At 70.4% G+C, this 22,993-nt stretch carries 11 protein-coding genes; 7 read left to right on the top strand and 4 right to left on the bottom strand.

Translation table 11 applies throughout. The features are described 5' to 3' along the window. From BUR28_RS07490 to BUR28_RS07470, 5 genes are all read left to right on the top strand, one after another. Positions 1-3,810, top strand: coding sequence for a hypothetical protein (locus BUR28_RS07490; RefSeq protein ID WP_074219558.1), 3,810 nt, complete (start codon positions 1-3; stop codon positions 3,808-3,810). Beyond that, complete coding sequence (locus BUR28_RS07485) at positions 3,810-7,184, top strand: hypothetical protein (RefSeq protein ID WP_074219557.1); 3,375 nt, start codon at positions 3,810-3,812, stop codon at positions 7,182-7,184. Before BUR28_RS07490 ends, BUR28_RS07485 begins: the two co-directional genes overlap by 1 nt. A 94-nt stretch (positions 7,185-7,278) precedes the next feature. Beyond that, positions 7,279-7,491, top strand: a complete 213-nt coding sequence (locus tag BUR28_RS07480) for a hypothetical protein (protein WP_074219556.1) — start codon at positions 7,279-7,281, stop codon at positions 7,489-7,491. Positions 7,492-7,580: 89 nt separating this feature from the next. Then, complete coding sequence (locus BUR28_RS07475) at positions 7,581-10,502, top strand: cation-translocating P-type ATPase (RefSeq protein ID WP_074219555.1); 2,922 nt, start codon at positions 7,581-7,583, stop codon at positions 10,500-10,502. After that, complete coding sequence (locus BUR28_RS07470; protein WP_074219554.1) at positions 10,487-11,635, top strand: methionine adenosyltransferase domain-containing protein; 1,149 nt, start codon at positions 10,487-10,489, stop codon at positions 11,633-11,635. The genes BUR28_RS07475 and BUR28_RS07470 overlap by 16 nt, the downstream gene beginning before the upstream one ends. A 137-nt stretch (positions 11,636-11,772) precedes the next feature. On the opposite strand, the gene BUR28_RS07465 is transcribed toward BUR28_RS07470, so the two are convergent. Both BUR28_RS07465 and BUR28_RS07460 read right to left on the bottom strand, forming a co-directional pair. Further along, the gene (locus BUR28_RS07465; protein WP_139307518.1) at positions 11,773-12,258 is read right to left on the bottom strand and encodes a hypothetical protein; all 486 of its coding nucleotides are present in this window, start codon (positions 12,256-12,258) and stop codon (positions 11,773-11,775) included. Further along, entirely contained in the window at positions 12,248-12,523 is a 276-nt protein-coding gene (locus tag BUR28_RS07460) for a DUF5132 domain-containing protein (RefSeq protein ID WP_074219552.1), read from the bottom strand. Before BUR28_RS07460 ends, BUR28_RS07465 begins: the two co-directional genes overlap by 11 nt. A 300-nt stretch (positions 12,524-12,823) precedes the next feature. Here BUR28_RS07460 and BUR28_RS07455 point away from each other — a divergent pair, with 300 nt between their 5' ends. Beyond that, on the top strand, positions 12,824-18,205 hold the full coding sequence (locus BUR28_RS07455) for an ExeM/NucH family extracellular endonuclease (protein ID WP_074219551.1): 5,382 nt from the start codon (positions 12,824-12,826) through the stop codon (positions 18,203-18,205). Between the two features lie 214 nt (positions 18,206-18,419). Continuing rightward, the gene (locus BUR28_RS07450; RefSeq protein WP_074219550.1) at positions 18,420-19,238 is read left to right on the top strand and encodes a sugar phosphate isomerase/epimerase family protein; all 819 of its coding nucleotides are present in this window, start codon (positions 18,420-18,422) and stop codon (positions 19,236-19,238) included. Positions 19,239-19,292: 54 nt separating this feature from the next. Here the strand turns inward: BUR28_RS07450 and BUR28_RS07445 are convergent, their stop codons facing one another. Continuing rightward, positions 19,293-21,449: an esterase-like activity of phytase family protein gene (locus tag BUR28_RS07445; RefSeq protein WP_074219549.1), complete on the bottom strand. Its 2,157-nt coding sequence runs from the start codon at positions 21,447-21,449 to the stop codon at positions 19,293-19,295. A gap of 81 nt (positions 21,450-21,530) precedes the next feature. Continuing rightward, positions 21,531-22,988, bottom strand: a complete 1,458-nt coding sequence (gene xylB / locus BUR28_RS07440; protein ID WP_074219548.1) for a xylulokinase — start codon at positions 22,986-22,988, stop codon at positions 21,531-21,533. Positions 22,989-22,993 lie beyond the last annotated feature (5 nt).

The following is a 22,993-nucleotide window of genomic DNA, read 5'->3' as shown; positions in this document are numbered from 1 at the left end:
ATGGCGGACCGCATCGATATCGAGGTGATGGACAAGATACTGGCCAGTTCCAACTGGAAGCTGGCTACCGGGGTCGGTGCGAAGGTGCTGACCCCGGACCTGCTGTTCCCGGTGCCGCAGTCCCCGCCGCGCCCGGCGCTTGTCGTGCCGGTCGATCTTCAGGCGCTCTACGTGCCGCGCAACCACCGCGAAACCTATGTGCGGCTGCCGCTGGAACTGGGCGAGGACGCGGACCCGGTGCCGCCCTTCACCACGCCGCGGGCGCGGGCGGAGGGGGTGCATTTGCACTGGGCGATTCCCGATGCGCTGCTCAGGGGCGAGATGGTGGACGATGCCGCGCCGCTCGATCTGCCGGCGCTGCCCGACCGCTGGCTGGTGGTGCGCATGACCGGGCGAAAGGGCGCGCGGCAGCTCGATCAGCGGGCCTGGGTGATCGAGGCGGAGAAGGGGTGCGTCTACGACCTGGCCGACTATCCGGGCGGGGACGCCACCGCGCAGGGGATCGACCTGCCCGCGGACCGGCTGGACGGCATGGTCGGCGGCTCGCCCAACTGGTCGGCCTCCTACGACGCGGCGCTGAACCGATTTGCCTTCCACGATGATCTCGACGACGTAGACCCGCAGGCGCTGACCAATCCGGTGGCCAGCTACGTGGTGGTCGGCTGGTGGTCGAGGCGCGGCAACGATCCGCTTTCGGGCGTTTATTCGGCGCATGGCGCGGGCACGCGTATCGCCGGCTACGACTGGGTGGCGACGCCGGCCCCGGTCATTTCCCACGGGCCGCTCGCGACCTCTCCGGCGACCGGGATCGTCGAGCGGGCCGAGCGTGCCTCCGGCGGCGCGCGGCGGGTCGACCTGCAGACCGAGTTCAAGCTCGGTGCCTCGCAGGCGGCGCTGGCGACCGGCTTTGCCGAATATGCCTTCGATGACGTCGTGATCGCGCCGCTGCGCGAGCTTTATGAAACGGTGATGGAGGGCTACGCCTTCGGCGTGCCGGTGGCGGGCCGCGTGGCCTGGGATCTTGCGCCGCGCGAGCGGCAGATCGGGGTGTCTCTGGCGCCCACCCTGGAACGGCTCGTGGCGGCCCAGGCCTCGCGCGGGATGAACGTCACCGGCCGCGCCCGGCGCGAGTATTTCGAAAGCCTGATCACGGCGGTGGCCAACTCCTCGATCATGCAGCTCGACAGCCGCGATGGCGTGGTGGGGCTGGACGAGGCCGAGCATGCCGACGGGTTCGAGACTTTCAAGGGCCCCGAGCGGATCGAGGAAGTCATCGTCGAGCGCAAGGCCTCGGACCTGCGCGCGGGCCGCCCCCTGCGCACCAAGCAGGCCGAGGCGGAGTCCGGCAAACCGCCCAGGGCGGACGTGATCTGGACCGGGGCCGGGCGGGGCACGGCGCACAAGGCAAGCGTCGACGAGCTTCGCGAGACGATTCAGGAGGTCGTGCTGCGCGAGAAGGGGCGCGTGCTGCCCGCGGGGCCGCAGATCCGCACCGTGGTCCGGCCCGGACCGCGCTATCACCGGGCCACGCCGCCGGTGATCGGGCTGCGCGACTATGGCAAGCCCAATCGGTTCCTCGGCGACGGCCGGTTCGACGAGGACGGGCGGCTGATCTGCCGCTGGAGCAACGAGATCGCAAACACCCTTGGCGAGCGGCTCAACGCCTTCGACTACGTGCCCGAGATCAGCCATGCGCAGGTGCCGCGCGCGGCCGACCTGCTGGTGCGCAACGCGATGTTCTACGATTCCTACCTGCTGCCCTGGTGCTATGACGCGATCGGGATGACCCTGCCCGAGGCCGAGGCGGGCCCCGCGCAGAACCGCCTACGGGGCGAGGTCGCGCTGCGCGTCTCGGCCGACGGGGTCTATGACGGGATGGCCAGCGTCGTGCCCGGGGGCGAGAGCGTCTCGTCGGTGGCGCGCGCCGAGATCAGCGACGAGTTGCGCCGGTTCTCGCTGCTGGACGGGCGCGACCCCAGCCCGGTCGCGATCACCAATTGGGCCCAACCCTGGGCGCCGGTCTGGCTGGAATGGGAAGTGGCGCTGGAGCCCGGCGACGACCTCGCAGGCTGGACGCTTGGCCGGATCGATTTCGAGGGCGCGTCCGACGTGCGGGGCGGGGCGCTGACGTTGCGGGGGCGCAGCCCGATCACATCGGGTCTCGCGCGCACCTATCAGAGTGTGATCGACACCTATCTGAAGGAAGAAGCCGCCCGCGACGAGGCCGAGGGCGGCGAGATCGGCGATTCGCATCAGGACACGCTGGCGGACCTGTCAGACTTCCTGAAGCGGGCCGACCTGGGTTCGGTCACGCTCGACCGGATCGACGATTTGTGGCTGGCGCTCGACACCGGGCCGGACGGCCAGATCCTGCCGGTGCCCGAAACCGTGGCGGAGGCGTTGCGCAAGCTCGGCCTGCCGCGCCTGATCGCCAGCGGAAGGCTGCGACTGACGCGGGCGCGCGTCGTCGACACGTTCGGGCGCTATCGCGACCCGCCGCTGGACCGGATCGCGCTGCCCGCTGCCCTGGAGGCGAAGGACGCCGACGGCAATCGCGCCCTCGCGATGCCGCCGCGGCTTTCGCTGCCGGCGCGGCTGATGTGGCGCTTCGTCGACCCGGCCGATACCTCGGCCCGGCCGCGCGAGGCGCGGCTCGACCAGGCGACGCCGGTCAACACGGTCAACCCGGTCGCTGGCTACCTGCTGCCCGACTTCATCGACGAGTCGGTGGAGTTCTTCGACCGCGACGGCACGCCGCTCGGCGAGGTGCTGCACGACCCCGTCACCGGCGGGCTGGTCTGGGAAGGCGGGGTCGGCCGCGACGGGCCGGCGGCCACCTCGCCCACCGACGGTTTGCCCGCGCATGCGCGTTTGGCGGGCCTCGTCGCCAAGGGCATGATCGACGCCGACATCGCCCAGCGGAACGTCCCCGAGACCGCGGAACTGGAAAGTCCGCTCAGCGCTTTCCTGCGCGCGGTCGACACCACGATGTGGGGCGTGGACAGCTCGCTCGCCTCGTCGGGGGCGACCATCGCGGGGCTGGTCGGCCGGCCCGTGGCGCTGGTCGAAACCCGCCTGTGGCTCGACATCCCGGAGGATCTGGCGAAAACCGGTGCCTTCGGCGGCGAGGCCGAAGCGATCCGCGACCATCTGGTGCGCGAGGGGGTCTATGACGCGGTCAAGTCGCGCGCCTTCCAGGTGCGGCTCGGGGAGTTCGCCAAGGGGCATGACGGGCTTTACGGCTTCTTCCTCGGGGGCGATTTCACGCGCCTGCACCTTATCGAAAAGGAGGTGGTGCAGGCGGTGCGCGTCAACGCGCCGGGGCTGGGCTACCGGGCGCTGCTTGGGGCCATCGCCGGGCAACTCGGCAGCGATTTCCTGCCCGCGCCCAGCCCGCTCGACTGCCCCTACATCACCGGGGCAGATCCGCTGTCGGTGCATTCCGGCCAGCGGGTGCGGCTGACCCTGCTGATGCATCCGGCAGCCCGCGTCCATGCCACCACGGGATTCCTGCCGCGCAAGGGGCTGGAACTCTTGCAGGACTGGGTCGCGCCGGGACTGGGCCGGATCGCGCCGTCGGCGCGGGTCGGACCGGTGCTGATCGACCCCGACAAGGTGCGCCTGCCCAAGATCGCCGCCTTCGGAGCGAACCAGAGCTGGACGCGGCGCGGCTCGCCCGTCACCTGGCGCGACGACCCGATCCTGTCGGCCACCCAGGCCGCGATCCTGCCCAGCGGGCGGGTGCGCGTCGAAGAGGGCTATATCCGCATCGCACCGGGCAAGGGCGACGACGGCGGGGAGGGGGGCTGATGGCACGCTACGAATGGCCGGGCGAGTTCACGTCGTCGGAGGACCGGCTGGTGGACCGGGAGGAATACGGTCTCGTCCATGAAGGGCCGAGCCTTCCCCCCGGCCTGGTCGGCGATCTCGACCTGCTGGACGAGGTGATCAACGCGAATTTCGAGGAAGAGCGGCTGTGGATGCCGCTTGGCCCCTCGATCCTGATCAATGGGCAGGCCACGGGTGACCCGGTCGTGTCGGGGCGCGTGCGCGACATCCGAATCAGTCCGAACGGCGATCGAATCTACGTCGCCACGGCCAATGGCGGGATCTGGTATTCCGAGGACCGCGCCGCGACATGGTCCCCGGTAGGCGCCTGGGGGCTGGCCCCCACGGCGGAACGGTCGGACATCTCGCTGACAAGCGGGGCGCTGCTCGTGGAGTTCGGCCGGACCGGCGGGTCCGACGACCCCGACAAGGACGTGGTCTATGTCGGGACGGGCGAGCCGCGGCCGGGCATCCGCGCGTATCCCGGCGCCAAACTCGCCGGCGTGGGCGTTCTGCGGCTGGACGGCACCATCACCAACGCGCTGGACAATCCGGGGATGAACCCCTGGGTGCGCGAGGGGCGCAACCTGTCGGGGGCGGGCATCTACCGGCTTGCCCGCGACCCTTCGGTGACCCCGTCGGCCAATGGCGACGGGCGGTTCGTGGCGGCGACGACGACGGGCCTGTGGCACCGCAGCGGCAGCTTTGCCGAGGACAGCGATTGGACGCGGATCGACTTCAGCGGCCGGGATTTCGGGGATTACCGGCACGCGCAATGCACCGACGCGGTCTGGACCGACCGCGGCCTGTTCGTGACCCTGATGGGGGGCGACACCGACAGCGAGAACGGCGTCTACTGGTCGCCGAGCGGCAACCTCGGCGACTTTCAGCACATCACGCTGCCGGATCTCGACCCCACGGGTGCGCGGGAGTGGGGCAGGCGGCTGAGCCTCGGCGAGGTCGCCCACGACACCACGCGCCTTTACGTGCTGGGCAAGCGGGCAAGCCCGGTCGACCCCGGCAACAACAAGGGGCACGCCCATCTGTGGCACATCGACGTCTCGGGCGCGTCGCCGGCGGTTCGTCACGTGCGCAACGTGCCCGTCGGGCTCTTCGTCAACAGTGTGACCCGCAGCGGCGGCAACCTGATCATCGCGAGCGACGTGAACGACCAGTCGAACTACGATCAGACCATCGCGGTGCGCCAGGTGGGCAGCGACGACGTGGTGACGGTCGGCGGTTCGGTGGAGTCGGGCAACGCGGCGATCTTCGACCTGACGATCACCACCGCGGCCGGGAACCTGACCACGGATTTCCAGGACGCGAACCAGGAGACGGACAACCCGCCGAACGGGCCGGACAAGGATCGGACCTGGGTGGGCGAGGGCATCCACGCCGACGTGCATATCCTGCGCCATGCGGGGGCGACGCTCTGGGTGGGCTGCGACGGGGGCGTGTTCAGCCGCCAGGGCGGAACCGCGAAGTCGCACAATTCCGGTCTTGCGACGGCCCAGACCGGCTATGTCGCCGCGCATCCCGAATTCGACGGGCCGGTGCTGTGCGGCACCCAGGACAACGGCGCGATCCAGCGGATCGGCGACACGGTCTGGGAATTGCAGCGCAAGGGCGACGGCGGCGGCTGCATGTTCCACCCCACGCGCGCGCATCTGAGCGTGATGCAGTATATCCGTGGCTCCTGGCGCTTCGACCCGTCCGCGACGCGCCCCCACGGCCCCGTGTTCCGCAGCGGCCGCGGCGCCAGCGGCGCCAGCGAGACCGCCGAGAACGGCCGCGCCTCATTCTATTCAACCGGCACCGTGGCGCCGACCGACGACCCGGACAATGCGCGGGTGTTCATCGGCACCGACCGCGTCTGGTTCTCGTCGAACTGGAACCCGGATACCAGCACGACCATGGACTGGGTCACCGTGCCCAGCGGCAGCGATCCCTATACCGGGGGCAGCGACGCCACGCAGGACCAGCTGACCGAGGGCGGGTCGTCCGACCCGGTGCACGTCATCGAGGTGCTGCAGGGGGGCGATCCGGCCGATTATGACGGGATGGCGATCGCGGTGCTGTGTGCCCGGACGGTGCGGGTCTTCCGCTTCGCCACCGCCTCGGGCTGGAGTTCCATGGCCGCCTCGGTGGTCAGCGACGACTCCGGGCAAGAACGGCCGAAGAGCAAGAAGCTGGCTGACAACGTCCCCAACCCGTTCCTGCCCTACCTTCCCAGGCCCTACCAGAGCGCCTGGACCGACATCGCCCTGCACGATAATTCCGACAGCGGGCGCGAGACCTTCTATGTCTCGACCACCGGGCAGATCCGGTCGCAAAGCGATGGCGGCTTTTCCAGCGATCCGGTCTTCGACACGCTGTGGTGGTATGACGGGCACGGTCGCTGGTATCCCACCGGGCTGCGCAATGCGCCGCTGAACGCGACGGCGGGCACCGGTGGCTCTGCGGCGGGGGCGCATGCGGTGGTGGTCGACCCCGATGCGCGGGCCATCGTCTATGTCGGCAACCGGATCGGCGTGTGGCAGGGCCGCATCGACCGCAGTGGCGAACACCCGGCCTGGACCTGGAAACCGGCGATGGAGGGGTTGCCGCAGACCAAGGTCGAGGACCTGACCGTCTCGCAGAGCGCGGGCGGGACCTATCTGCGCGCGGCGCTGAACGCCCGCGGCGTGTGGGAGCGCGACATCTCGGCGGTGCCGGCCTCGGTCGGGCGCACCTTCATCCGGTCGCTGCTCCATGACACCGGCCGACTTGTCCTGCCGGCTGCGCCCACCGATCCGCTCACGAACGCGCCGGTCAACTACCATTCGAGCCCGGATATCGTGGTTCTGAACATCGGCGACTGGACCGAGACCGATCCCCCGAACGAGGCGGACCTGCACACGATCGCCAAGCCGGCCGCGTTCTCCAAGGCGCTGCACGAAGCCTATGTGATGGTCCATCACCGGCACACGACGCCGGTGCCCGGCGGCCAGGTCGACGTGAACGTGTTCCTGCACAAGAACGCGCCGGCCGGTGATCTGGGGGCGGTGTCCATCGATGCGGCATGGCGCACCGCCATCCTCGAAACCGTGCGCGGCAATTCCCCGTCGATGCCCTCCGACCTTGAGCATGTCGGGCTGTTCCATCCCGGCAGCCAGGTCGACGCGCGCACGCCGCGTGCGGTGCAGGTGCCCGTCGACCTGCGCTTTTCGGGGTCCAACGATGATATTCTCGTGATCGCGGTGGTCACATCGCCGGACAATGCCCTTCCGGCCACCGATCTCGACCATCCGACGCTGAAGGACATCGTGCGGCGCAGCGGGCAGATCGCCGTGCGCAAGATCCACCGCACCACCTGACGGGCCAGGCGCCCCTGCGGCGCCTGCGCCATGGACTTGGCCGACAGTGTTAAGATATCCTAACACTTGCAGCGGTACCGCACCGGGGGTGAATATGGCCGAACAGATCGTCATCGCGGAAACCGACGAGCATGGGGCCGTGGCGTGGCTCTGGTTGAAAGGGGCGAGGGACAAGGCCCCGCGCCCCTTCGATCCGGCATACGACAACGAGATCGACCTCGGCCGCGCCGAGGTCCACGGCGCCCATACCGGGTCGGTGCGCGCGTGGCTGGCCGCGGCGGCGACACGCAGGGCACGGGGCCGCTAGGGCAGCGAGGACCGCGCGTTGACGCCGGTCAAGGACAGCGCGGCGCGCCCCTGCGACACTCGTTCTGGCGAGAAGGCGGAGCGAGACATTTGGCAGGGCAGACCACGGCCGTCACGCTGGTGCACCGGTCCCGCGGCGGACGGGTGCGCCTTCGCTGCCCGGCCATTCGCGGTCGCGTGGCGCGGGCGGGCGCGCTTCAGGATGTTCTGACGGGGCACGCAGTGGTCGCGCGGGCCGAGTGCCGGGCGGCCTCCGCAAGCGTAATCCTGCACCTGGCCGGGCCGGCAACGGACGAGACGGTGCGCGCGGCGGTGCTGGCCGGCCTGCGCGCGACCCGGTTGGACGGGAGCGGCGATGCCCCGCGCCCGTCGGCGGCGCAGGCGATCGACGAGGGGTCCGATTGGCATCGTATGGCCGCCGACGATGTCGCGCGCGCGGTGGAGACCGACCCCGAGACCGGCCTCGATCCCGTCGCCGCCGCAGCGCGGCTGCGCCGCGGCGGCGAGAACCGGGTGCCGAGCGTCTCGGAACGCTCGTCCCTGTCGCTTTTCGCAGAGCAGTTCGAAAGCCTGCCGGTTGGAATGCTGCTCGGCTCCTCTGTGGTGTCGCTGGCCACCGGCGGTGTGGCCGACGCGGTGGCGACCGTTGCGGTCGTGATGGTCAACGCGGGTTTCGGCTACGTCACCGAGGGGCAGGCCGAAGCCTCCATCGGCAAGCTGATGGACAGCTCGGGCGAGACCGTGACCGTGCTGCGCGGGGGCAGGGAGCACGCGCTGCCCGCCGCGCATCTGGTGCGGGGCGATGTGTTGGTGGTGCGGCCCGGGCGCGTGATACCGGCCGACGCCCGCGTGGTCGCCGACCACCGCCTGAAGGTCGACGAATCCGCGCTGACGGGCGAGACGCGGCCGGTGACCAAGCGCGCCGCGGCCGGGGTCGCTGCGGACGCCCCGCTCGGGGCGCGGCCCACGATGCTTTATTCCGGCACGATGGTCGCCGAGGGGCGGGGGCGCGCGCTTGTCGTCGCGACCGGACCGGGCACGGTGGCCGCCCGCATCGCGCGGCTGAGCGAAACCGCGGCGCGGCCCCGCGCGCCGGTCGAGGAAGAACTCGACCGGCTGGGGGCCGGGCTCGTTAAGCTGTCGATGCTGGCCTGTGGGGTGTTTTTCGGCATCGGCTGGATGCGTGGCATGGGCCTGTCGATGATGCTGAAGGACGCGCTTGCCCTGGCCGTCGCGGCGGTGCCCGAGGGGCTGCCGGTGGTGGCCACGACCACGATGTCGATGGGCCTGCGCAAGATGGAAAGGCGCGGCGTCCTGGTGCGCCGCATCGACACGGTGGAAAGCCTGGGCGCGCTGCAGGTGCTGTGCCTGGACAAGACGGGGACGCTGACCCGCAACCGGCTGGAGGTGGTCGAAGCGGTCGCCGGACCCCAGCCCGACGACCCCGAGGTGGACGGCGCGCGCGCCATGCTGTTGGAGGTGGCCGCGCTGAACAGCGAGGCGGAGCCGGGGGCGGGCGGCGCGACCGGGTCCTCCGCCACCGAGCGGGCGGTGCTGGATCACGCGCTGGGCGCGGGGCTCGACGTGGCCGCCCTGCGCCGCGCCCGGCCGCTGGAACGGCTCATCGAGCGCACGCCAGAGCGGCCCTTCATGGTCACCCTGCATGGCGGCGCGGGCCCGCGCACGCTGGTCAAGGGCGCGCCCGAAACGGTGCTGCGCCACTGCGCGGCGCTGTGGGACGGCACGCCGCTCGACGCGGCCATGCGCGCCCGCATTCTGGCCGCGAACGACCTTTTGGCGGCGCGGCCCGCCCGCGTGCTCGGCTTCGCCGCCGGGGACGCCGCGCCCGAGGACCGCACGCCCCAGGACCTGCGCTGGCTGGGGCTGCTGGCGATGGTCGACCCGCTGCGCGCAGGGGCCGCGGATTTCATCACGGCAATGCACCGCGCGGGCATCAAGACCGTGATGATCACCGGCGACCAGGCCGCCACCGCCGCCGCCATCGCGCGCGACCTGAACCTGGCGCAGGGCGGGCCGCTGCGGATCATCGACTCGCCCGAGATCGCCGCGATGAACCCCGATCTGCTGGGTGGCGTCGCGCAGCAGGCCCATGTGTTCTCGCGGGTGAGCGCGGCGCAGAAGCTCGCCATCGTGCAGGCGCTGCAAAGCCGCGGTGCGGTGGTGGGCATGACCGGGGACGGGGTGAACGACGGCCCCGCCCTGAAGGCCGCCAATGTCGGCATCGCGATGGGGGCCAGCGGCACCGACCTCGCCCGCGACGTGGCCAACGTAGTGATCCGCGACGACGAACTGACAACCCTGATCGACGCCATCGCGCAAGGCCGCGCGGTCTACCGCAACATCCGCCGGGCGCTGGAATTCCTGATCGCGACGAACCTGTCGGAGATCGCCGTGGGCCTCGTCGAGGCCGTCCACGGCCCCGGCGAGCTGGAATCGCCGATGGAACTGCTGTGGATCAACCTCGTCAGCGACGTGCTGCCGGGGCTTGGCCTGGCGCTGGCCGACCCGGACCCCGACGCGATGCACCGCCCGCCGCGAGCGGTCGACGAGCCGGTGATCCCGCAGGCGCATTTCCGGCGCATGGCGCTTGACGGCGCCACCATCTCCGCCAGCGCTCTGGTATCGCATTTCGTCGGCCTCGCCCGCTTCGGCCCCGGTCCCCGGACCCGTGCGATGACCTTCCTGGCGCTGTCGCTCGGCCAGTTGCTCTACGCGCTGACCTGCCAGCGCAGCGATATCGCCAACCTCAGGACCGGCCGGCTCCTGGAGAACCGGATGCTGGACGGCGCGCTCATCGCCTCGGCGGGGACCGCGGTCCTGCCCTTCTTCCTGCCGCCGCTGCGCCGGCTGTTGAAGATCGCGCCGCTCGACCCGCTTTCGGCGGGCGTGGGGCTGGCCGCCGCTGCGGCGCCCTCGGCGATCGTGCTGGCGCGGAAGGATGTCCGGCTTGTGCCCGAAACCGTGGAGGTCCGCCCATGCGCAACTTCGTGATGACGTCGGAATCGGTCACAGAAGGCCACCCCGACAAGCTGTGCGACCAGATCAGCGACGCGGTGATCGACGCCTATCTCGCCGTCGGCCTGCGCGCCGGCGTGATCGCCGAATGCGCGATGGCGACCGGGGTCACGTTCCTCTCGGTCCGGTCGGGGGCCGAGGCGCCGGTGGACCTTGCCGCGCTGACCCGCCGGGTGATCGCCGAGGTGGGCTATGCGCCCGATGGCGCGGGACCGTGGGACGCGCCGACGGTGATGCTCGACCTCGCGCATGGGCCTGCCCTGGCCGCCGAGGCGCTGGCCGCGGGCCGGGCACGGCACATGGTCAGCGCCTTCGGCTATGCCTGCGCGGGCAGCGACACGGCGATGCCCTTGCCGATAGAGGCCGCGCACCGGATCGCGTCGGGGCTCGACGCGGCGCGGCGCGCGGGGCGGCTGCCCTGGCTCTCGCCCGACGGGCAGGCGCAGGTGGCCGTGCGGTTCGAGGACCGCCGGCCCGTGGCGCTGGAGGCGATCGCGCTGAGCCTTGGGCACGTGGCCCCGATGAGCGCCGAGGCGATGGCGGAAGAGGTGTTGGCCGCGGTGGTGGGCCCGGCGCTGGCGGGCGGCCCGCTGGGGATCGGGCCGGGAACGCGCGTGGTGGTGATCCCGGCCGGAGGGGCGGCCGGGCCGCAGGCGCATTCGGGGCTGACGGGGCGGAAGGCCGCGGACGATGCCTATGGCAGCTTCATCCGCCGCGGCGGCCCGGCCATGAGCGGCAAGGATCCCTCGCGGATCGACCGGATCGCGGTCTATGCCGCGCGTCAGGCGGCCCGGGCCCTGGTGGCGGCGGGGCTGGCGCGGGAATGCGAGGTGCAACTGAGCTATGTCGTGGGCGACAAGACGCCGGTGACTGTCGAGGTGGAGACCTATGGGTCGGGCGCGGCCGGGGATACGGCGCTGTCGCGCCGACTGCGCGAGGCGACCGATCTGCGCGTCGGCGCGATCGCCGAGCGCATGGGATTGTGGGAGTTGCCGGGCGTGCGGGGCGGGCGATTCTACCGCGACCTCGCGCGCTACGGCCAGTTCGGGCGCGACGCGCTGAACCCGCCATGGGAGGATGTTGAGGCGCTTGCGGCGCGGCTAGCCTGAGCGGATGTGCGCGCGCTGGGTGTCGCCTTGGCGCAGCCAAGGCGACCCGCCGGGGGCGCTGCCCCCGGACCCCCGGAGTGTATGGGCCAAGAAGAAGACGGGCCGGGAGTGCCGCGCCGGGGGCGGCTGATCCGCGGTCAGCGCGCCCGGCCGTTGTCGAGCATCGAGAGCGCGGCGAGGGCGAGCGTGGTAAACGGGCCGGCGACCCGGCCGCGCGCCAGTTGCAGGATCGCGGCCGCCAGGAGCGCGAGGCCGATCGCCGTGCGCAGGTCGAGCGCCTCGCCGGTGCGGCTCTTGAGCCCGGAATCGGCCCTGGCGATGCCGGTCTGCACCTGCTGGCGCAACGGCGGAGGCTGCGGGGCGGGTACGAGGCGCACAAGGTCGCACGCCTCCATCTCGGCCAGCACCTCGGTGGCGGGGCGGTGGGTCTCGACGATCAGGCTGCCGGTCGAGGGCCGGGCGAGCACGCGGTCGATTCCGGCGATGCCGGCAAAGGTGTTCGCGAGTTCGACCAGGGCTGTGCGTCCGATCTCGGCCTCGGGGCGCAGCCGCGCGCGCCGCGCGGCCAGATGCGCGCGCACGAGGCGCACCGGGGGTGCCGGCGGGGCGCCGCTATCGGGCATCGGCCGCGTCGGCGGCCGCATCCGCCTCGGCCTCGGCGGCGGCGCGCTCGGCCGCCATCTCCTCGCGGAGCTCGGCGACGATGTCCTCGACATGTTCGTAGGCCTCGGCGCCGGCCCTGCGGAACTCGTCATAGGCGACGGCGCCGGTTCTGAGGCCGGCGCGCACCAGCGGACGACCGGCGCGGCCGAGCGCGGAGGCCACGCCGGGTACCAGCATGACCGTGCCCACGGCGACGGCGGCACCGACGAGGAAGCTCTTGTTCACCTGCGTCCCTCCGGGGCTGGAGACCTGACTGAGACGGCCACAGGGTAGCGAGTCGGGCCGGGACGCGACAACCGCTTTCTTGCAAGGGGAGGGGCGCGCGTGCGTTGGCGTCGGGTTGGCGCGCGCGCCCATCCGGGTTCCGGCCAATGTTGCCGGCGCGGATACGTTGGCGCCCCGGGCGCTTCATCGTTTTGCGAACGGCTCCAAAAAACCTTCACAGAGCCCTGCTAGGCGTCGTTCCCGATGTCGCCCACCGGTGGAGGGCGCCGATCGCATTTTCGATTCTGTCAGGGGGAACACATGCCGAGCAACGCCATCTCCGAGTCGGGCCTTGTCATCGCCGGGGTGATCGACGGGCCGCTGAGCGGGGGCCTGCCCAAGGCCGTCGAGATCTATGTCCGCGAGGATATCGCGGATCTTTCGGTCTACGGGCTGGGATCGGCCAACAACGGCGGCGGCACCGATGGAGAGGAGTTCACATTCCCCGCGGGTGCGGCCTCGGCCGGCAGCTACATCTACGTGGCGTCCGAAACGTCCGGGTTCACGACGTTCTTCGGCTTCGCGCCCGATTTCACCTCGTCGGCGCTGCAGATCAACGGCGACGACGCGATCGAGCTGTTCAAGGGCGGCGCGGTCGTCGACCTGTTCGGCGCGCCCGACACCGACGGGACCGGCGAGCCCTGGGAGCATCTGGACGGCTGGGCGGCGCGCACCCCCGGCACCGGCCCGTCAGCCACGTTCGACCCGGCCGACTGGAGGTTCTCGGGCTCCAACGCGCTGGACGGCGAGACCGCCAACGACTCGGCTGCGGCGCCGTTCCCGCTGCAGGGCTACGGCGCGCTTTCGCCGGTGATCAACGAGTTCCAGCCCAACCCGGACGGCGCCGACCCCGCGATACAGACCGTCGAGATCAAGGGAAGCTCCGGCGCCGCCTTCGAGGGGCGGCTCTACAGCGTCGAGGCCGATTCCTCGGACGCGGGGCGGATCGACCGCGTGGCCCCGGTTTCGGGCACTTTCGACGAAAACGGACTGCTGACAGTGGAGGTGCCGGACCTCGAGAACCCGAGCTTCACCTACATCCTGACCGGCGACGACGCCTTCGCGGTGGAAGATGAGGTCGTCCGGGTCGACACCCCGGCCTCGCTGGCCCGTCTGGGAACCGTGCTGGACGCGATCGGCGTGCCGGATTCGGCCGGCGACGAGGCCAACCTGATCGGCGCGGAACTGGGCGGCACCGACTTCTCCTATACCGGCGCCGAGCCGGAGTTGATCTTCCGTGACCGCGAGACGGGCGTGCTTTACGCCGTCAACGATGCCGTGGCGCCCAGTGCCGAAGCGGTGGCCGCCGACGGCACGGTGGTGCCGCTGGGCTCTTTCGACGCCACGCCTGTTACGGACAGCTTCGGCGCGGTCAATCCCTCGCTCGGGGATGGCGGTGGCGATCCCTTCGCCGACGTGAAGATCCACGAGGTCCAGGGCAGCACCGACCTGGCGAACAAGACCGAGATCAGCACCGGCGACCAGAGCCCCCTTCTGGGCGAGGCGGTTCGCGTTCAGGCCGTCGTGACGCAGGTCCTGCCCGATCTCGGCGGCTTCTTCATCCAGGAGGAGAATGCGGATGTGGACGTCGATGCGTTTTCCTCCGAAGGCGTGTTCGTGGAGTCCGCCGAGCCGGTTTCGGTGGGCGATCTCGTGACCGTCGAGGCCTCGGTCATCGAGGCGTTCGGCGAGACGCGGCTCGACGCCAGCGGCGTGACGGTCGAAAGCTCGGGCAACGACCTCCCCGCCGCGACCCTTGTGACCTTCCCCACCGCCACGGTGCTCGCCGACGATTCCGGCGGCTATGTCGCCAATCTCGAAGCCTACGAGGGCATGCGGATTGTCATTCCCGAGGCGATGTCGGTCAGCGAGTTCTTCAACCTCGACCGCTTTGGCGAGATTCGGGTTAGCGCGGATGGGCGCCCGGTCCAGTTTACCCAGGAAAATGCGCCCGACGTGGCCGGCTATGACGCGCATCTGCAGAACGTGGCGGCGCGCAGCATCGTGCTGGACGACGGGCAGAGCATCCAGAATCCGCCGGTGATCGAGGTGCCCTTCCTCGGCACGGATGGCACGCTCGACAAGGGTGACGTGTTCCGGATGGGCGACGAATATACCGAGCTTGCCGGCGTGGTCTCCTATGCCTTCGACGAGTACCGCATCCACGATCCCGAGTCGGGGACGCTTACCGCGGTCAACGACCGTCCTGCCGCGCCAGAGGATGTGGGCGGCAGCCTGAAGGTGACCGCGTTCAACGTGCTCAACTACTTCTCCACGATCGACACCAATCCCGGCAGCTTCAACGGCCCCTACATCACCGGGCCGGCCGAGGACCAGGAGCCACGCGGCGCCAGCACGCTGAGCTTCGACGGCCAATCGGAATTCGAGCGCCAGGAGGCCAAGCTGGTGGCCGCGATCAGCGCGGTCGCGGCCGATGTCATCGGCCTTGTCGAGATCGAGAACGACCCGCTGGGCTCTACCTCGCTGATGGCGCTGACCGCGGCGCTGAACGCCGCCGGCGGCAGCTACGGCTATGTCGCCGCCGGCCCGATCGAGGGCGCGATGGGCGGCACGCTGGAAGGCGACGCGATCAAGGTGGGCTTCCTCTACGACACCACCAGCGTGGAACTGGCAGGCGATGCCGCGATCCTGGACGAGACCGTGGACCCGCGCTTCCAGACCGTCGACGTGCAGCGCCCGGCGCTCGCCCAGACCTTCACCGAGATCGCCACGGGCGAAAGCTTCACCGCGGTCGTCAATCACTTCAAGTCGAAGGGGTCGGTTATCAACGGCGAGACGGCGATCGGCGACGGGCAGGGCAACAACAACCCCACCCGCACCGAGGCGGCCGAGGCGCTGGTGGACTGGCTCGCGACCGACCCGACCGGCTCGGGCGACGAGGATTTCCTGATCCTCGGCGATCTCAACGCCTACGCGACGGAAGACCCGATCCGCGCCATCAAGGCGGGCGCGGACGACGCTGCCGGTACCGCCGACGACTATACCGACCTCGTCGAGTCGCTCGACCCGGGCGCCTATTCCTACGTGTTCGACGGCCAGACCGGGACGCTCGACTACGCGCTGGCCAATGGCAGCCTCGCCGCGCAGGTCACCGGCGCGACCGTCTGGAACGTCAATGCCGACGAACCGGACGCCTTCGACTACAACCTCGATTTCGGACGGCCGGGGGATCTGTTCAGCCCCGACGCCTTCCGGTCCTCGGACCACGACCCGGTCGTGGTCGGCCTCGATCTGGAGAGTGACCCCGTGAGCACCGTTTACACCCTCGAACTCCTGCACGTTACCGATCAGGAACCGCTGAACGTCGGCGGCACGTTCGCCGACATCGTCAATGCGTCGGCGGTCATGAACGCGCTGGAGGAGCAGGACCTTGGCGATGACGGTATCGCCGACAACACCATCCGGCTCTCCTCGGGCGACGCGATCATCCCGGGGCTGTTCTACAGCGCCTCCGAGGCGGTGTTCGGGTCCGCGGGGATCGCCGACATCCAGATCCAGAACGAACTGGGCCTGCAGGCCATCGCCTTCGGCAACCACGAGTTCGACTTCGGCACCGGCGACCTTGCCGCGCTGATCGACGGCTCGGCGCCGGGCGACTTCTCGGCGCTGATCGGCTCCAGCCTCGAGGGGCTCGACTTCACCGGGACCGACATGCCGTATCTCTCGGCCAATCTCGACTTCTCGACCGATGCGAACCTAGCGCCTCTGGAAGTGGCGGGCGGTCAGGCGCCGCAGGCCAACGCCGTCACCTCGTCGACGGTCCTCGAAGAGGGCGGCGAACTGATCGGCGTCGTCGGTGCCACCACACCGACGCTAGACATCATTTCCAGCCCCGGAGACGTGGGCATCGCGCCGGCCGACTTCGACGCAAGCCCCACGCCCGCCCAGCTCGACGCGCTGGCCGCCGAGATCCAGGCCGAGGTCGACGCGCTGCTGGCCGACAATCCCGACATGAACAAGGTGATTCTGCTTGCCCACATGCAGCAGATCGCCATCGAACAGGAGCTTGCGGCGCGTCTGACCGATGTCGACGTGATCGTGGCCGGCGGTTCCAACACCCGGCTCTTCGACGGCGATGACCGGGCGCGCAACGGAGACAGCGACCAGGGCAGCTATCCGATCCTCGTGGAGAATGCCGGCGGCACCACCACGGCCGTCGTCAACACCGACGGCTCCTACAAGTATGTCGGCCGGCTGGTCGTCGATTTCGACGCGGACGGAAATATCGTGCCCGAAAGCTATGACGAGACCGTCTCGGGCGCCTACGCGACCGACGCCCAGGGCGTGGCGGACCTCGATGCGGCGGGTCTGATCGACCCCGAGATCCAGACCATCGTCGACGCGATCGAGGACCAGGTCATTGCCACCGAGGGCAATGTCTTCGGCTTCTCCGACGTGTTCCTGAACGGCAACCGCTCGGGCGACTTTACCGCTGGCGATTCCGATGGCGTGCGCACGCAGGAGACCAACCTGGGCAACCTCACGGCGGATGCGAACCTTGCCGTCGCGCAAAGCTATGACAGCTCGGTCATGGTCTCGATCAAGAACGGCGGCGGTATCCGGGCCTCGATCGGCGAAACGGTCGTGCCCCCGGGTGGGGCCGAGTTCGAGCGCGTGCCGAACCAGCAGGTCTTTGACAGCGACGGCAACCTGATCAAGGACGAGGGCGGCATCAGCCAGAACGACATCGAGACGACTCTCGCCTTCAATAACAGCCTCTCGCTGTTGACCCTGACGCGCGCGGAACTCGTCGCGGTGCTGGAACATGGCCTGGGCGCGCTGCCGGGCGTGAGTGGACGATTCCCGCAGGTCTCGGGCGTGCAGTTCAGCTTCGATCCCGACCTGCCGGCGGGCGGTCGCATCGTCAGCGCCGCGATCACCGACGCGGACGGCAACGATCTCGACGTGCTGGTGCGCGACGGCGAACTCGTGGGCGATGCCGACGCCTCCGTTCGCATCGTCACGCTCAACTTCCTCGCCGGGGGCGGCGACGGTTTTCCCTTCCCCCAGGGGCCCGAGGCGAACCGGGTCGACCTCGACGACCGCGACGGCGACGGCATCTCGGACGGGGCGTTCACGGGTGTCGGCACCTTCGCCGAGGACGGCACGGAGCAGGACGCGCTGGCCGAGTATCTCGCCGAGGTCTTCGGCGACGAGGCCGCGGCCTTCGACATGGCCGATACCGGCCCGGCCGGTGACGAGCGCATCCAGAACCTCGATTTCCGCGACGACACGGTGATCGACGCGCCCGCGTTCACCGTCATCGCGGGCGAGGGCGGCCGCGACCGGCTGACCGGGACCGACGCGCCGGAGGTGTTCGTGTCGGGCGAGGGGCGGTTCGAGACGATGACCGGATTCGGCGGCGCGGACGTGTTCTATTTCGGCGAGGAGGCCCTGAACGGCGCGCGCGAACGCGATGTCATCACCGATTTCGAGGTCGGCGTCGACGCGATTGCGCTGGCGCCGGGCGTCTCGGTGGCATCGATCCGCGAGGCGGGGCCGCAGGTGGCGATCTATCTCGACGATCCCGCGGGCTTCGACGACGCGATCTTCGTGCGTGGCGAGGGGCTCACGGCCGACAACATCACGATCCTCGACGACTACCTGCTGGCGGGCGTTTGAGCCCGCCGTGGCCCGAGGGCGAAACCCGCCCCCGGGGCGCGGTCTTCCGGCCGCGCCCCGCCGATCCGCCGGCGGGGCTTCCTTTTCCGGGGGCGGGGCGCATGGCGGCACGGTCCCGGCCCCAGCGTCTTGAACCTCGGCCTCTGTCCGGCGCAGGATTCCGGTCTATGGTTCGTGGCCGCGGCCCCGACCTTTCTGACCATGGAGTAACGCAATGACCCGACCCGTCATCGGTGCGGCCCTCGGGGTGCCGGACTTGCCGGACTTCCGCGACTGGCTGTTCGAGAAGGACCGAGACCTCGAATTGCAGGGCTTCGCCGAGCCGGACTTGCTGATCGCGGGCGACTGGACGCCGCTGGTGGACAAGGCGCGGCGGGCGCTAGACGGGTTTCGCGGCCGGCTTGGCATCCATGGGCCGTTCATCGGGGTCGGGCTCGTCAACCCCGACCCCGAGATCCGCGCGCTCGCCACCCGTCGGATGATGGCGGGGCTGGAGGTCTGCTGCGCGCTGGGCGCGACGCAGATGGTGGTCCATTCACCCTACACCACGTGGGACGCCCGCAATCTCGACCTGTTCGCGCACGCGCGCGAACGGCGGATGGCGGCGGTGGAAGAGACCATGCACGAGGTCGTCGTCCGCGCCGCCGATCTGGGCGTCATGCTGGTGCTGGAAAACGTGGAGGACGTGGATCCGGCCGACCGCCGCCGCCTGGCCGACCGGCTCGGGGCCGGGACGGTCAAGGTCTCGCTCGACACGGGGCACGCGCAGTATGCCCATGTCTCGACCGGCGCGCGCCCGGTTGACTATTTCGTCCGCGATGCCGGTGCCGCGCTCGCCCATGTGCACCTGCAGGACGCGGACGGGTATGCCGACCGGCACTGGCCGGTCGGGCAGGGCAGTATCCCCTGGCACGCGGTCTTCGCCGAACTGGCCGCGACCGGCGCGCAGCCACGGCTGATCCTGGAACTGCGCGACAAGGCGGGCATCCGCCCCTCGGTGGACTGGCTGGCGGAGCGGGGGCTGGGCCAATGAAAGACGGCCCCGCGCGGCGGCGGGGGCCGTCTTGCCTTGCCCCGGTCCTGCGCCCTACGGCGTGACCGCGAAGAACATCGTCTCGCCCGAATGGTCGTCGACCCCGTCATTGTCGGTCGAGACCCACATCGTGCCGTCCGCGGCGATCGCCAGCCCCTCGACCTTGTCGAGCACGTAACCGCCCGTCGCGGTCAGGTCGGGGATCAGGTCGCGGACGAGTTCCTTGCTGACGACCGGCAACTCGCCGCCCAGGGCCGCGGGCTGCATCTCGGCGGCGGGGATGCGGTAGATCTTCTTGGTCACCGCGCGGTGGTCGTGCTGGTTGTCGCGCTCGACCACATAGACGAAATCGCCATGCGCGGTGATTTCGCTCAGCCCGACCCAGCCGGTTTCCGGCGCGGCCTTTTCATAGCGCACGGCACCCCACGCGCCGCTTTCGGTATTGTAGGCCAGCAGCTTGACGTGGTTCGCGGGGTCGTCCTTCCACTCGCGTTGCACTGCCATCCACAGCGTGTCGCCGACGCGCGTTATGCCCTCGAAGCCGAAGCGCCGCTCGACCGCCATCAGTTCCGGCGGCAGGCCGATCTCCTGCGTTATCTCGCCCGTGGCATCGACATGGTAGAGCGCGTGCGGCACCACCCGGTCGGTGCGCCCCTCGGAGGCGACCCAGAACCCGCCTTCGCCATCCAGCGTGATCCCCTCGAGGTCGAGCTTTTGCGCCGGGCGCCCGGCGCGGGTGACACGGATCGCGTCGGTGATCTGCGCGGGCGTCTGCGTGGTGTCGATCTTGAAGATCGTCGGCTGGTAGCCGTAAAAGCTGTCGTTCACGGCCCAGACGACGCCGCCCTCCCCGGCGACCATGCCCGAGATCGCGCCCCAGCCCGTCAGTTCGTCCATGCCGGCCGAGGTCAGGTGCGGATAGGCCGCCGGGGCCTCCTGGTATTCGAAGATCATTACATGCGCCCGCGCGCCGCCGTCCTCTGTAAGGTCGGCCTCGTTGGCCGAGACCAGCAGGTTGCGCGACGGGATCGTGACGTAGCCTTCCGGCCCGACGCCCGAGGGCAGCAGTTGTTTCAGCACCGGGCTGGCGGGGTCGGCGACGTCGTAGACGCCGACGACCGAGGCGCGCTCGGCGCCCACGAAGACCATGGGCGTGCCGTCATAGTCGCCGAAGGTCACGCTTTCGGGCTCCACGCCCTTCGCGTCCGACCGCTTGTCGGGGTAGTGGCCGATCTGGACGATGGCATGCTCGAAGGAGGGGCCGCTCTCGTAGACCACCGTGCCGTCCTGGTGGAAGATGGTCCAGCCGCGCGCGCCGCCCTCGTAATCGCCCTCGTTGGCGGTGGCGAAATGATCGGCGTCGATCCAGGCCACGGCGTCGGGCTCACGCTTGCGGCCCTCTTGGGCTTCGTCGAAGATCAGCGCGCCGCGCTCGTCGGTGGCGTCGATGTTCTCGAGGTCGACCGCGCCGGCGGAGAAATGCGAGATCATCTTGCCCTCGCGCGATACTACCGCGATGTGGTTGTTTTCCTGCAGCGTCACGACCGTCTCGCCCTCGGCGTTGATCGAGACGTATTCGGGCTCGGGGTCGGACGGGCCGACCTCTGCCAGTTCGGTGAGGTCGACGGTGGCCATGGCGTCGCAATCGAGCGTGCCGTCCGCGAGCGGCAGGAGTTGCAGCGACCCCGCGGGCAGCTGCGGGATGACGCCGTCGTTCAGGCCCTCGTCGCGCTCGTTCTCGATGGCCACGGCAAGGAAGCTGCCGTCGGGCGCCCTGGCCACGCTGTCGGGCTGGCCGGCGAGCGCGCATTCGCCCGTCACTTCGCCGCTGGCGGTGTCGATCGACAGCATCTTGCCCGACGGATCGGTGTAGCTTTCGGACGTGTTTACGCCCACGAAGGCGGTGCTGCCGATCACCGCAACGCTGGTCGGCTCGCCATCCAGCGCGATATTGCCCTTGCGCGCGGGATTGGCCGGGTCGGTGATGTCGATCATACCCAGAACGCCCAGCGGGCTGTCGGTGTAGACGAGCGTCATGCCGTCCGCGGTGGCGTCGATGATCTCGGCCGAGCTTTCGCGCGCCCGGTCCTCGCCCTCGGCCATGTTCTCGACCACCGGGAAGGATGCGATGCGGTTGAAATGCATCTCGGCATGCGCCGCGCCGGCGGTCAGCGCCAGCACAGAGGTCAGGCCCATAAGGCGGGTTTTCATCGGGAGTCTCCACAGCTTGAGAGGGTTCCCGCCTTCCATGCCGGGGGTTTGTGACAGGCGAATGACGCGCGGCCCCGCGTGTCAAAGAGCGTGGTGTGCCCCCGCGGCGCGCGTGCGGCGGAACCTGTCGAAGGCGTCCCGGTAGGCGGTGGCGAGGTCCGGGTCGGGCGCGAAGCGGCGCGCCACCTGCGGCCGTGTGGCCACGTCTTGTGCCGCCGTCCCCTCGGCGGCCATCAGCCCCAGGCGTGCTGCGCCGAGGGCCGCGCCATGCGCGCCGGCCGCCGGCCGGTCGACAGGCACGTCGAGGACCGTCGCGATCATGGCGAGCCAAAGGTCCGAGCGCGCCCCGCCGCCCACCGCCATCAGTGCCTCGGGCCGCGTGCCCGCCGCCCCGAGCGCGTCGAGGTTTTCCTTCAGCGCGTAGGCCACCCCTTCCAGTACCGCGCGCGTCATCTCGGCGCGCGTCGTTCCCGCCGCCAGCCCGTGGAACCCGGCCCGCAGGCGCGGGTCGTTATGCGGCGTGCGCTCGCCCGAGAGATAGGGCAGGAACGTGACCGGCGTGGGCCGGAGAAGCCGCGTGCCCAGCTCGCCCACCAGGCGGGCGGGGTCTTCGCCGACGATCCCGCCGAACCACGCCAGCGCCGAGGCCGCCGACAGCATCACCCCCATCTGGTGCCACATCCCCGGTAGCGCGTGGCAGAAGGTGTGCACGGCCGTCTCGGGCCGCGGCGCGTAGGCGTCGCAGGCCGCGAACAATACCCCGGAGGTGCCGAGCGAGACGAAGCCCTCGGCCGCCGCCACGGTGCCCAGCCCGACGCCCGAGGCCGCGTTGTCACCCGCGCCGCCTGCGACGACGGTGCCGGGCCGCAGCCCCCAGCGCGATGCGATTTCGGCGCGCAGCCCGCCCGAGGCGGCCGATCCCTCGACCAGCCGGGGCATCTGCGCGCGGTCCATGCGCGTGGCGTCCAGCAGCCGGTCGGACCAGTTGCGCGCCCCGGTGTCGAGCCAGGCCGTCCCGGCGGCGTCCGACATCTCCGAGACATGCTCGCCCGTCAGCCAGAGCCGGAGGTAATCCTTGGGAAGCAGTACCTTGGCGACGCGCCCGAACAGGGCCGGATCGGTGTCGTGCAGCCAGGCCAGCTTGGGCGCGGTGAAGCCGGGAAAGACGATATTGCCCGAGATCGCGCGGAATTCCGGGTCCGCGTCCAGCCGCGCGGCCTGCGCGGCGCTGCGCGCGTCGTTCCACAGGATGCAGGGCGCCAACACGGCGTCATCGGCGCCCAGAAGCGTCGCGCCGTGCATCTGGCCCGCCAGCCCGATCCCGCGCACCTCGCCCATCCGGTCGCCCAGATTGGCCTTGAGCCCGTCCAGCACCGCCTCGGCGGCGGCGATCCAGTCGGCGGGGTCCTGCTCCGACCAGCCGCGGCGGGGATGATGCGCGGCCATCGCGGCCTCGGCGGTGGCGATCACCGCCTGGTCCTCGTCGATCGCCAGCGCCTTCAGAGCGGAGGTGCCCAGGTCGAGCCCGAGATAGAGCATGGCGG

The sequence above is a fragment of the Rhodovulum sp. ES.010 genome (assembly GCF_900142935.1).
Lineage (GTDB): Bacteria > Pseudomonadota > Alphaproteobacteria > Rhodobacterales > Rhodobacteraceae > Rhodovulum.
The sequence above is the reverse complement of the archived record's forward strand: the minus strand, read 5'-3'. Positions and strand labels throughout refer to the sequence as shown.